Source organism: Marinobacter sp. L-80, assembly GCF_056859395.1.
The window spans coordinates 1-12,667 of sequence record NZ_JBSXOI010000075.1 but is presented as its reverse complement, the minus strand read 5'-3'; the positions used below and the strand labels follow the sequence as shown (position 1 = coordinate 12,667).

Genomic DNA, 12,667 nt, shown 5'->3' with positions numbered 1-12,667 from the left:
GAACTGATATGAAAACCTTCAATACGCTGCGGGTGATTTTTGCAATCGTGGGTGTCGGCATGCTTGTCGGCGCCTTTTTCTCTTTCCAGAGCACTTCCACGTTTCTTGAAACCGCGACAGCCAAACCGGGTGTTGTAACCGACCTGATTCGATCACGATCCAGTGATTCCAATGCCTACTATCCTCTCGTCCGCTTTGAAGACGAAAAAGGCAGGCTCACAGAGTTCCTCTCATCCAGCGGCAGCAATCCCCCGAGTTATAGTCGCGGAGAGACAGTTCGTGTGTTGTTCATGCCCGGCGATGCTGAGTCTGCAAGAATTGATGGATTCTTTTCGCTGTGGGGAGTAACCCTGATCGTAGGCGGTTTGGGAGGCGTTTTCTTTATGGTTGGAGCCGGTATGTTTGTTGTGCCGGCTGTCAGGAACAGTGGGGCTGCCAAACTTCGCAAAACCGGGCAACGGGTTCAGGGAATGTTTCAGGGTGTCGAAAAGAACCAGATGATCGTCATGAACGGCAAGAGCCCCTATCAGATCGTCTGCCAGTGGCAAAATCCGGTCACTTCCGATGTCCATGTCTTCAGGAGTGGCAACCTCTGGTTCGATCCCTCTGACCATATCCAGAGCGAGTCCATTCCCGTTTACATCAACCCCACGAACCCCAAGCGGTACTGGGTGGATACCTCCTTTTTGCCGAAGATGGCGAGCTAATTGCGCTGAAATACGACTCATGTGAACCTCACGTAACTCTCTCTTGGGTGCGCCCGGTCAATGGTGAATGTAGACTGACCGTCTTTAACGCTGGCCTGGATTTACCAGGCCAGCTTTTTTCCACGGTATACAGGCTTCACCATGGACGACCAATCCACAGATAAGGAACCGGTTGGCGAGAATAAGCGCCCGCTGATTTCATCAGATCTTGCCACGCCGATCTACGGGCTATTCGGCCTGGGCATCCTGTACACCCTGTACGTCGCTCACCAGATCGTCCTGCCCATCATTCTCGCGGTGATGACAAGCCTGCTACTCTCGCCTCTGGTCAAGAAGGCTTACGTTAAGTGGCGGATTCCCCGGATGATCAGTTCCCTGGTTCTGGTCCTGTTGGTACTGGCCGGAATCGTCGGCATAACTTTGGCTGTGGCAACGCCTGCGCTGAAGTGGGCGGAAGAGGTCCCGCAGGGCATCTCGCGCTTGCTGGTCGGTGAAAGTGAAATCAGTCGCCAGATCGCCCGGGTTACCGAATCTGCTGAGCAAGTTGAAAAGTCGGTGGAGGAACTCTCAGAGTCAGAACAGCAACAGCCAACGGCGGTGGTTCTGCAAACGGACTCCTGGCGCAGCCAGTTGATGACCAAGGCTCGAAACGGCATTGCCGGCCTGGCATTGGCACTGGCATTGACCTATTTCCTGTTGGTCAGTGGAGATCGTCTGATCAAGAACTTTGTCCGGCAGCTCCCGATTGATCAGCGAAAAACCGTACTTCGGATTACTCACGATTCCCAGCATCAGATTGCCCAGTACCTGGGCGTTCTCGGCCTGAGTAATCTGGCCGTCGGCACCACAACGGGCCTGATCTGCTGGGCCGTCGGGCTGCCGGATCCGGCTGTGTGGGGACTGGTCGCCGGGCTTGCCCGGTTCATTCCCTACCTGGGGGTTATTCTCTCTATCTCCATGCTGACGATTGTCTCTGCCATTAGCCTTGATGAGTTCTGGATGATGGCCATTGCGCCACTTGGCTTCCTGGGTTTGACCACGCTGGTCGGGTTCTTTATCGAACCCTGGATTCACGGCTTTCGGATGGCGATCAATCCGGTGATCATCTTCGTCTCGATCTTCTTCTGGGGCTGGCTCTGGGGGCCGGTGGGCGTGCTACTGGCGGTGCCTCTGATGACGGTCATCCAGGTGGTACTCAAACAGATTCCCAAGCTGCGTCCTATCTATAAAGTGATTGCCCGGTAGTCTGATAATGGATACCCGCAACACGCACTGACACGCCCGGTAAACTCACCTATCCTCTTTGAATACCCGAAATTCAGCAAACAGGGAGGATCGTCAGCCCATGATCCCGAACACCATGAAAGCCATGGTTCTTACCGGTCACGGTGATGTCGATAAACTGGAGTACCAAGATGTGCCTGTTCCTGCGCCCGGAGCCGGCCAGGTGCTTGTTCAGGTTACGGCAACGGCGAAGAACAACACCGACCGCAAGGCACGGGAAGGGCTGTATCCCACCAAAAAAGGCGAAATGACATCCTTCCAGATGGGCGGCAAGCCCACGCTGGTTTTTCCGCGGATTCAGGGGGCCGACATCGCCGGGCGTGTCGTGGCTGTTGGTGACGGTGTGGATGAGTCCCGCATTGGAGAACGGGGCCTTCTGGATTTCAACATCTACGCCAATGACCGCCGAGACATCAATCTCACGCCCGATTACTACGGCCACGGTGCCGACGGCGGTTACGCGGAATACGTAGCGCTGCCGGCTGACCAGTTCCATCACATACCCAATGCCGAACTGGCGGATGCCGAAGTGGCGTCCATGGGCATGTGTTCCTACCAGACCGCCATGCACATGCTTACCTCGGCCAACATCAAGGCCGGAGAGCGGGTCCTGGTGACCGGCGCGAGCGGGGGCGTTGGCACGGCCCTGATCCAGCTTTGCCGAATTATGGGGGCTATTCCCTATGCTCTCAGTAAACAGGACAAAGCGGCAGCGCTGTTGGAACTGGGCGCCGAGGCGGTGCTGGATCGCTCCGATATGGACAGCTTTGTAGATCGGGTGAAAGCGGAAACCGGAGGCAAGCCCATTAATGCGGTGATGGATCTGGTGGGCGGAGAGATGACCGATGTGTTCATCGATACCATGATCTTCGATATGAACGCCCGCAGCACCTACCCGCGCCTGAGTATTGCAGGGGCCAGTGGCGGCAACATCAGCGAAATCCTGTGGACCCGGATCTACCTCTACCAGGTACAGATTTTCGGGGTATCTCATGGCACCCGCGAAGAGGCAGAACAACTGATGGCCTGGATCCGGGGAGGGCAACTGAAACCGGTTCTGCACGGTGCGTTTCGGCTCTCTGACCTGCACCGGGCAGAAGAATATTTTGTGAACCGGGGTAGCAATTATCTCGGCAAGATCGTGATCGTTCCCGACTCACAATGGGAAGAACACGGCCAACCCTGGTCACTGGAGAGCGCTTGATGAAACCGGAACTGACCATTCAGTTGATGGATACCCATGCCGGCGGTGATGTCAGCCGGATCGTGACCGGTGGCATTGATCTGTTGCCCGGCGATACCGTGCGAGCGCAGATGGAGTACCTGCGGGATGACGCCGACGGTCTACGCCGGCTTTTGCTGGAAGAGCCCTACGGGATACCGGAAATGTCTGTGGATCTGTTGGTGCCGCCCACGGATCCGCGAGCTGCCGCCGGTTACATCATCATGGAAGTCATGGGCTACCCTATCTACTCGGGCTCCAACACCATCTGCACGGCTACTGCGGTGCTGGAAGCGGGCATTGTGCCCAAACAGGAAGGCCAGCAGAGTTTTATACTGGAATCGCCCGCCGGACTGGTCCAGATTGAGGCGACGGTGCACGACGGAGTGGTAGAAGCCATCACCTGTGAGGGTCTGCCCAGCTATATCCACACCTACAAGGCCACCATCGACGTGCCTTCGCTGGGCGAGATTACCTACAGTGTTGCATACAGCGGCGGCTTTTATGCGCTGGTGGATGCAGCCAGCATGGGCTTCGATCTGACCCTGGACGAAGAACGCAAACTCGCAGAAACCGCCCACGCCATTGTCGAGGCGATTCAGGCAGAGCGGGGCTTTTCCCATTATACGCTTGGCGACGTAGGGCCACTGCCGTTCCTGCACTTCATGGGCCCTGTGGAACATGTGGCAGAGGGCTATTACCGGTCCCGCTCGGCAACCTATGTGCATCCCGGGGTGATCTGTCGGAGCACAACGGGCACTGGCACGTCCGCCCGTCTGGCGTTGATGAACTACGAAGGCAGTATCAAGCCGGGCGACAAGCTGGAAACCGTTTCCCTCAGAGAGACGGGTTTTATCGGTGAATTCACTTCGGTTGAGGAAGAGGGTGAGTACCAGGTGATCAAAAACAGCATCACCGGCAAGGGTTATGTCATTGCCCGCTCCGACATCGTGGTCAATTGCGATGATCCCATGGTGGAATGCGACTCCCTGCACCACATACTTTCAAGCCGCCATCCCGGGAAGATTACGCCGAAATCCTGATTTTCGTGTTTGATCCCTTCAAGGGTGCGGCAGGCCTGTCGCACCCGCTTTTCCTGCTCATAAAGCCACACAGATTTCTTCCTTTTTGGTCTAAAGTTTACCTTTACGTAAAGTGAAGCCTGTGCTAAACCTTGACCCGTGCTTTCAATGATAAAAACAACAGGAGTTGAGAATGAGCCTTCCGGAATATACCGACGTTTACAACAACTTCGATCCTGCTGCTCTGGAAGCGGACATCCTGGATGGACGTCTGGATAGCGGGCTCAATGTCTGTCACGAAATCTGCGACAAATGGGCAGATGACCCGAGTCGGGTTGCGCTTTACTACGAAACCGAAGATGGCGGTGACGGCACTCTGACTTTCGCCGAGCTGAAAGAGGCCTCTGCGCGTTTTGCCAATTATCTGAAATCCCAGGGCATCGGAAAGGGCGACCGGGTGGCTGCACTCCTGCCGCGCACTCCGGAGCTGCTGATCGTTATCGCCGGAACCCTGCGTGCTGGTGCCGTGTATCAGCCGCTGTTCACGGCCTTTGGTTCCGGGGCCATTGAGTACCGGTTCGAGCGAGCCAGCACCAAGCTGGTGGTGACCAACCCGGAGAACTATCCCAAGCTGAACGACGTCAAGGTCTGCCCGCCGATTGTGGGTGTAAACGCCAGTGAGATTGGCGCGGACATCCCTGACTTCGAAGAGACCCTGGCGGCCCAGTCGAGCGATTTCGAGCCTGTCATGATCAAGGGCGACGATCCATTCCTGCAGATGTTCACTTCTGGCACCGTGGGTAAGTCCAAGGGGGTTGCGGTACCGGCCAAAGCGCTGTTGGCGTTCTACGTTTACATGAAATACGCCATTGATCTGCAGGATGGTGACAGGTTCTGGAACGTGGCCGATCCCGGTTGGGCCTACGGTCTTTACTATGCCGTGGTTGGGCCGCTGCTGATGGGCCACGCCACGCACTTCAACCCGGGTGGTTTTACCCCGGAATCCACCTACGACATGATCCGCAAGTACAAGATCACCAACCTGGCTGCGGCGCCTACGGCTTACCGTTTGCTCAAGGCAAACGATCACGTGCTGCCGGAAGGCGAGAACCTGGGCCTTCGGGTTGCCAGCAGTGCCGGCGAGCCTCTGAACCCGGAAGTGGTGAACTGGATTCGCAACCGTCACTACTGCCCGGTTAAAGATCATTACGGCCAGACCGAGACTGGCATGACCTGCTGCAACTTCCACGGTCTGGCGCATCCGGTCCGTGAAGGCTCCATGGGCTATGCTTCTCCTGGCCACAAGGTGGTCGCGCTGAACGAGAAAAACGAGGTTGTAGGCGAGGGTGAAGTTGGTCAGCTGGCGGTTGACGTAAAAGCGTCCCCGCTTTTTCACTTCGACGGTTACACCTGGGGTGAAAAGGACCCGTTCGTTAACGGCTACTACCTCACCGGTGACATGGTCATCAACCACGGCAATGGCAACTTCTCCTTCAGTGGCAGGGATGATGACATCATCACCACGGCCGGCTACCGGGTGGGACCGGCAGACGTCGAGAGCACGCTGCTTGAGCACGCCGCTGTGGCGGAGTCCGGCGTTGTCGGCAAGCCGGACGAAAAGCGCGGTTCCATCATCAAGGCTTATGTGGTGATCAAGGGCGATTACGCTCTTGGAGACGAACAGGCCCTGAAAGACGAACTGCAGGAGTTGGTTCGTCGCAGGCTCTCGACCCACGCCTTCCCCCGGGAGATTGAGTTTGTCGATGAGCTGCCGAAGACTCCCAGCGGCAAGATCCAGCGGTTTGTCCTGCGTAATCAGGCCAAGGAAGAAATCGGCGCATGATCATTACGTTCGAAGAGCTGCAGGCCTTCCTTGACGAGCAGTTTCCGCAGGGGGAGGCCTACGGCACCCTGCAGAAGCTCGGGGATGGCTGGGCAGAAATGAAACTGGAAGTGGATGAGGCGCATCTCAGGCCCGGGGGCACCGTCTCCGGGCCGGCCATGATGGGGCTGGCGGATGTCACCCTTTATGCGGCGCTGTTGAGCAAGATTGGCCTGGTTCCCCTGGCGGTGACCACCAATCTGAACATTAATTTTCTGCGCAAGCCGGTGGCGCATCAGCCCATCTGGGCCCGTGCCACCATGCTGAAAGTCGGCCGTACCATGGGCGTGGGCGAAGTGTTCGTTTACTCGGAAGGTGCCGAAGAGCCGGTTGCTCACTCCACCATGACCTATTCAATTCCTCCAAACCGGTAGCGCCATGCAGATTCGAGATACGATGGTGCCGGTCGGTGAGGGTGTGGAGCTGGAGGTCAGGCGAATCCAGCATGAGGAGTCGAAAGGGCCAGTGCTGGTTTTTCTGCATGAATCCCTCGGTAGCATTGCCCTGTGGCGGAAGTTCCCGGAAAAACTGGCCAAAGCCACCGGCTGCGACGCACTGATTTACAATCGTCAGGGTTATGGCCACTCTTCTGACGAAGAGCTACCTCGCCCGTATGATTACCTGGAAGTTGCCGGTCATCGGTGGTTGCCCAGGTTGCTGGACAAGCTCGCAATTCAGGATATCGTGCTGGTAGGGCACAGTGATGGTGGATCCATTGCTCTCGTGACGGCCGGTACCATGGGTGACCGCGTGAAGGCTCTGATAACCATGGCTGCGCATATCTATGCGGATCACCTTACCCTTGCCGGCATCGAGGAGATGGCTGTTCGTTATCGGGAGACCGATATCCGGGAGCGTTTGGCACGCTATCATGGCGACCGGACCGACGACCTTTTCAACGCCTGGCAGACAGTCTGGCGCGATGAGGGCTTTCAGTCAGCGATGGATTTCCGTCGCTGGCTGGCAGCGATCGAATGTCCGGCTATGATCATTCAAGGGGAGAACGACGAATACGGCGTGCCTGAGCAGGTTACAGACATCGTTGCTGGCATCGGGGGCGCTCACGGCGTGATTCTGGAGGATGCTGGGCATTCTCCGCACCTGGAGAAGCAGGACCAGGTAGTAGACCTTCTATACGACTTTTTGCGTAGCGAGAGTGTACTTAAAAACTGCAATTAAGTGTTGACGTTTACGTATACGTCAATCTAATCTGGTAAACAGATAAAACGCACAACAATAACAAAGGTAGATTGGCTCATGAGTGAACAGTACGTTCTGGAGACCCGTAACCTTGTCAAAGAATTCAAGGGCTTTGTTGCGGTCGACGACGTGAACCTGAAGGTCCAGAAAGGCCATATTCACGCCCTGATCGGCCCTAACGGTGCTGGCAAGACCACGGTCTTCAATCTGCTCACCAAATTCCTGATCCCGACTCGTGGTCAGATCCTGTTCAAGGATCAGGACATAACCACCATGAAGTCCGCCGCCATCGCCCGCCAGGGCATTGTCCGCTCGTTTCAGATCTCTGCCGTATTCCCTCACATGACAGCGCTGGAGAACATCCGCGTAGCCCTGCAGACCTTCGAGGGTACCTCCTTCAGTTTCTGGAAATCCGGCAATTCCCTGCACAAGCTGAATCAGCGCTGCATGGAGCTTCTGGATGCCGTTGGCCTTGCAGAGTTTGCCAACACCACCACCGTTGAGTTGGCCTACGGGCGCAAGCGTGCACTGGAATTGGCAACCACGCTGGCCATGGAGCCGGAAATCCTGTTGCTTGACGAGCCAACCCAGGGCATGGGTTCGGAAGACGTGGATCGTGTGGTAGAGCTCGTACGCAAGGCGGCAGCGGGACGAACCGTTCTGATGGTTGAGCACAACCTCAGCGTGGTCAGCAAATTGTGCGATCGCATCACCGTGCTGGCTCAGGGCGCTGTCCTGACCGAGGGTGATTACGCCTCGGTCTCTGCAGATCCAAGGGTGCGCGAGGTATACATGGGTAGTGATGGTAGTGGAGAGCGGGGTACTACCGCTGACAGCGAGCAGTCGGAGGCGGCGCAATGACCAGTAAATCAGATCGCGAATACGAGCAGCTCCGACTCTCGGGATTACACGCCTTTTACGGCGAATCCCATATCCTCCATGGCATCGACATGGTGGTGCACCGTGGTGAGCTGGTGACCTTGCTGGGCCGCAATGGTGCAGGTCGGAGTACAACCCTCAAAGCCATTATGAATATGGTTGGCCGGCGCACCGGCTCAATCATGATTAACGGTGAGGAAACCATGTCTTGTGCGCCTCACCACATTGCCAGGTTGGGTGTCGGGTATTGCCCCGAACATCGGGGCATTTTTTCCTCGCTCAGTGTCCAGGAGAACCTGACGCTGCCGCCAGTGGTGCGCAGTGGCGGCATGAGCCTGGAAGAAATCTACAACATGTTCCCCAACCTGTATGAAAGACGTTTCAGCCAGGGCACCAAGCTGTCCGGTGGCGAGCAGCAGATGCTGGCTATGGCGCGCATTCTGCGCACAGGCGCCAACATGCTGCTGCTGGACGAAATCACCGAGGGTCTGGCCCCGGTTATTGTAGAAAAGCTGGGTGAGGTCCTGATTGCCCTGAAAAACAAGGGTCTGACCATTGTCCTGGTTGAGCAGAATTTCCACTTCGCAGCACCGTTAGCCGACCGTCATTACGTTGTTGAGCACGGTCAGATTGTGGAAGAAATCAGCGCCAACGAACTGAGTTCCAAGCAGTCGGTGCTGGATCGCTATTTGGGGGTCTGATCCCGGATAGGACGAGAGCAAGAAAAGCAACAACAACCCGAACCAACGCAAGACAGTAGCGGAGATACAACAATGACAATGATGAAAAAGCTTCTGACATCAGCCGTTGCATCAGCCATGATGGCAAGCGGAGCCCAAGCGGCTATTTCCAACGACACGGTCAAGATCGGTTACCTGGCAGATATGTCCGGCACCTACCGTGACCTGGCAGGCCCCAACGGGCTTAAGGCCCTGGAAATGGCGATCGCTGACTTTGGTGGTCAGGTAAATGGCGCCAAGATCGAAGTGGTCAGTGCTGATGACCGTAACAGCCCCGATACTTCCTCCAGCACCGTTCGTCGCTGGGTTGAGAACGAGGATGTTGATCTGGTGGCCGGTATGGTGGCTTCTTCCGTTTCCATTGCCGTGAGCAAGATTCTGGAAGAGAACGATCGCCTGGGTATCATCTCCGGTTCAGCCGCTTCCAGTATCACCAACGAGCACTGCACCCCGAACCACATCCACTACGTTTACGACACTTATCCGCTGGCCAACGGTACCGCCAGTGCGGTGGTTAAAGAGGGCGGCAAAACCTGGTACATGCTGACTGCGGATTACGCGTTCGGCCACGCTCTGGAAGGCGACGTTACCCGCGTTGTTGAGGCTAACGGCGGTGAAGTGATCGGCACCGTGCGCCATCCGTTCCCGACCCAGGATTTCTCCTCCTTCATCCTGCAGGCCCAGGCGTCCGGCGCTGATGTAATCGGCCTGGCAAACGCCGGTGCTGACACCACCAACGCCATCACAACAGCCAGTGAGTTCGGTGTCACCCAGTCTGGCCAGACGCTCGCGGCTCTGCTGCTGTTCCTGACTGACGTGCACGCACTGGGTGCGGAAACCGCTCAGGGCATCCAGTTGACCACCGGCTGGTACTGGGACATGAACGACGAGACCCGTGAATGGTCTGATCGCTTCATGGAAGAGACCGGTGTTCGTCCGACCATGGTTCACGCCGGTATCTACTCCAGCACCATGCAGTACCTGAACGCAGTCAAGGCGACCGGGTCTGATGATGCCCAGACAGTGCGCAAACAGATGATGGATACGCCCATCAACGACATGTTTGCCAAGAACGGCAAGATCCGTGTTGACGGCCGCATGGTGCACGATATGTACCTGGCGGAAGTGAAAACCCCGGCTGAGTCCACGAATGAGTGGGATCTGTACAAGATCCTGCGGACTATTCCGGCGGAAGAATCTTACCGTCCGCTCTCCGAGAGCAAGTGCAAGCTGGTTAACAACTAAGACCGGCATCAGGGCTCACCCGGCAACAGGGCAGGGTGAGCCCGCAACTCAGAGAATTGAGTAAGAACAACAACCAACCCCTGTGCTGCTTCTGGAGTTAGCCCAATGTCCATGATTTTCGGCGTCCCTGTAGCTGTGCTCTCCGGCCAGCTCCTGATCGGAATCATCAATGGCGCCTTTTACGCCCTTCTGAGCCTTGGGCTCGCGGTCATCTTCGGTTTGCTGAAGATCATCAACTTCGCCCATGGTGCCATGTACATGCTCGGCGCCATGACCACCGTCCTGATGTTTGACTATCTGGGCGTTAATTACTGGGTCGCGCTCCTGCTGGCCCCCCTGCTGGTCGGCGCTTTCGGCGTCGTCATAGAGTATTTCCTGCTGCGCCGCATCGCGGGGCAAGATCATATTTACAGCCTGCTCCTGACTTTCGGTGTGGCGCTGATCATCACCGGCGTGCTCGTGAACTGGTTTGGTGTGTCTGGCCTTCGCTACACCATGCCCGACATGTTCAAAGGCGGTGTGAATCTCGGCTTTATGTTCATGCCGTATTACCGGGCCTGGGTTATCGTTGCGGCACTGGTCGTGTGCTTCGGAACCTGGTTTGTGATTGAAAAAACCAAGCTGGGTGCCTACCTGCGGGCCGGTACCGAGGATTCCCAGCTTATGCAGGGTTTTGGTATCAACGTGCCCCTCCTGATCAGCCTGACTTACGGCTTTGGTGTGGCGCTGGCAGCGTTTGCCGGCGTCCTGGCCGCGCCGATTTACTCGGTGACCCCGGTCATGGGGTCTGCCACCCTGATTACGGTCTTTGCGGTTGTGGTTATCGGGGGTATGGGTTCCATTGGCGGCGCTATCATCACCGGTATTCTCATGGGTGTTATTGAAGGCCTCACCAAAACCTTCTACCCGCCGGCTTCCTCGGCGGTCATCTTCCTGGTCATGGTTCTGGTTCTGATGTTCCGTCCCAGTGGCTTGTTCGGTAAGGAGGCATAAACATGAATCAGCCAGTCAATTCCGCCGATATTCACAAGTCTATCGTTCAGGAACAGGCCAACCAGGATCGCAAGAAAATGATGCTCAACGGCGTGCTGTTGCTTATCCTGCTCGCTGCGCCGTTTGTGATTTACCCGGTCTTCCTGATGAAAATCCTGTGCTTCGCACTGTTTGCGGTGGCCTTCAACCTCCTGTTTGGGTTCACCGGCCTGCTGTCATTCGGTCATGCGGCCTTCCTGGCCACAGGTGGCTACACCACCGGTTACCTGCTCAGTAACTACTCCGGGCTTACCACGGAGATGGGGATCATCGCCGGCACCCTGGCGGCCACGGCTCTGGGCACTGGCTTTGCCTTGTTGTCGATTCGTCGGCAGGGCATCTATTTCGCCATGGTTACCCTGGCCCTGGCGCAGCTGGTTTTCTTCTTCTTCGTCCAGTCCGAGTTCACGGGCGGCGAAGATGGTATGCATGGTATCCCCCGGGGTGAGCTGCTGGGATTCATCAATCTCGAAGATAACCTGAACATGTACTATTTCGTGCTGGCGGTGTTTATCGCCTGCTATCTGCTGGTGCAGCGCATTGTCAGTAGTCCGTACGGTCAGGTATTGAAGGCCATCAAACAGAACGAGCCCCGTGCTGTATCGCTTGGCTATAACGTGGATCGTTACAAGGTGCTGGCATTCGTGATTTCCGCAGCGCTGGCCGGTCTTGCAGGTTCCATGAAATCCGTCGTGTTCCAGCTCGCTTCCCTGAACGATGCGCACTGGCACATGTCGGGCGAGGTTATCCTGATGACTCTGGTCGGTGGTATGGGAACCCTGCTTGGCCCGGTGGTGGGTGCCACCTTCGTGGTGAATATCGAGTACAACCTTTCCCAAGGTCCCTTACGGGATTGGGTAGATCCGATTCTTGGAGGCATCTTCGTGATCACGGTTCTGGCTTTCCGAAGCGGTATCGTGGGTGAGATCCAGAAGTTCGTGAAAAAGAATCTGGGCTGACGCACTTTTTTCCCTGAAAACCAAAAGGGCCACCTCTGGGGAGTATATAGCGAATATTATGTACTTCACTTAGTGAGTGAGTGAGTGCCCCATGAGCAAGGGCTTTTGGGGCATCTTTTGTTTTTACACAGTGTGTAATTCGGTGTGTAAAAAGAGAAGCGCCTGCTCCAAGGGCTCTGCCCTCTCGCCGCAAGCGACGATTCACCCGAGGTATTTCACGACCAGCGATGTGATCGAGTAAGAGCACAGATAAAGATAGCTTCTTCGGGGATGCTTAAAAGTGAGCAGTGGTCGTCCCACCATACTCATACTGTAGCTGGAGGTTGCCACAATAAATTGGCCGCCAGTAGCTCTGGTCGCAAAGCGAACATTCGGATAAGGCGACCAATGCCAATGGAGTTGTCTCCGTTTTGGACTTACCGCGATGCATATGACACACCTCAGCCTCAAACGGAGGCCTTTTCAAAGGCCTCGGGACTAACGGGATTGGTTAAG

At 56.2% G+C, this 12,667-nt stretch carries 12 protein-coding genes; all 12 read left to right on the top strand.

What is annotated here, in order from left to right; translation table 11 throughout:
- Positions 1-8: 8 nt before the first annotated feature.
- A complete protein-coding gene (locus AC13E3_RS17090) occupies positions 9-707 on the top strand; it encodes a DUF3592 domain-containing protein (protein ID WP_482902273.1) in 699 nt (232 codons plus the stop codon).
- A gap of 141 nt (positions 708-848) precedes the next feature.
- The gene (locus AC13E3_RS17085) at positions 849-1,952 is read left to right on the top strand and encodes an AI-2E family transporter (protein ID WP_482902272.1); all 1,104 of its coding nucleotides are present in this window, start codon (positions 849-851) and stop codon (positions 1,950-1,952) included.
- A 100-nt stretch (positions 1,953-2,052) separates the two neighbouring features.
- A complete protein-coding gene (locus AC13E3_RS17080) occupies positions 2,053-3,195 on the top strand; it encodes a zinc-binding dehydrogenase (RefSeq protein WP_092030159.1) in 1,143 nt (380 codons plus the stop codon).
- Positions 3,195-4,256 (top strand): proline racemase family protein, encoded by a 1,062-nt coding sequence (locus AC13E3_RS17075; RefSeq protein ID WP_008175927.1) that lies wholly within the window; start codon positions 3,195-3,197, stop codon positions 4,254-4,256. The genes AC13E3_RS17080 and AC13E3_RS17075 overlap by 1 nt, the downstream gene beginning before the upstream one ends.
- A gap of 172 nt (positions 4,257-4,428) precedes the next feature.
- Positions 4,429-6,078, top strand: a complete 1,650-nt coding sequence (locus tag AC13E3_RS17070; RefSeq protein ID WP_008175924.1) for an AMP-binding protein — start codon at positions 4,429-4,431, stop codon at positions 6,076-6,078.
- Complete coding sequence (locus AC13E3_RS17065) at positions 6,075-6,491, top strand: PaaI family thioesterase (protein WP_008175922.1); 417 nt, start codon at positions 6,075-6,077, stop codon at positions 6,489-6,491. The genes AC13E3_RS17070 and AC13E3_RS17065 overlap by 4 nt, the downstream gene beginning before the upstream one ends.
- Positions 6,492-6,495: 4 nt before the next feature.
- The gene (locus AC13E3_RS17060; RefSeq protein WP_482902271.1) at positions 6,496-7,296 is read left to right on the top strand and encodes an alpha/beta fold hydrolase; all 801 of its coding nucleotides are present in this window, start codon (positions 6,496-6,498) and stop codon (positions 7,294-7,296) included.
- A 78-nt stretch (positions 7,297-7,374) separates the two neighbouring features.
- Entirely contained in the window at positions 7,375-8,178 is an 804-nt protein-coding gene (locus AC13E3_RS17055) for an ABC transporter ATP-binding protein (protein WP_069184244.1), read from the top strand.
- Positions 8,175-8,897, top strand: coding sequence for an ABC transporter ATP-binding protein (locus AC13E3_RS17050; RefSeq protein ID WP_069184245.1), 723 nt, complete (start codon positions 8,175-8,177; stop codon positions 8,895-8,897). The genes AC13E3_RS17055 and AC13E3_RS17050 overlap by 4 nt, the downstream gene beginning before the upstream one ends.
- 72 nt (positions 8,898-8,969) lie before the next feature.
- Positions 8,970-10,181, top strand: coding sequence for an ABC transporter substrate-binding protein (locus AC13E3_RS17045; RefSeq protein ID WP_069184246.1), 1,212 nt, complete (start codon positions 8,970-8,972; stop codon positions 10,179-10,181).
- A gap of 105 nt (positions 10,182-10,286) precedes the next feature.
- The gene (locus AC13E3_RS17040; protein ID WP_069184247.1) at positions 10,287-11,174 is read left to right on the top strand and encodes a branched-chain amino acid ABC transporter permease; all 888 of its coding nucleotides are present in this window, start codon (positions 10,287-10,289) and stop codon (positions 11,172-11,174) included.
- Positions 11,175-11,176: 2 nt separating this feature from the next.
- The gene (locus AC13E3_RS17035) at positions 11,177-12,172 is read left to right on the top strand and encodes a branched-chain amino acid ABC transporter permease (protein WP_136632273.1); all 996 of its coding nucleotides are present in this window, start codon (positions 11,177-11,179) and stop codon (positions 12,170-12,172) included.
- Positions 12,173-12,667: the final 495 nt, after the last annotated feature.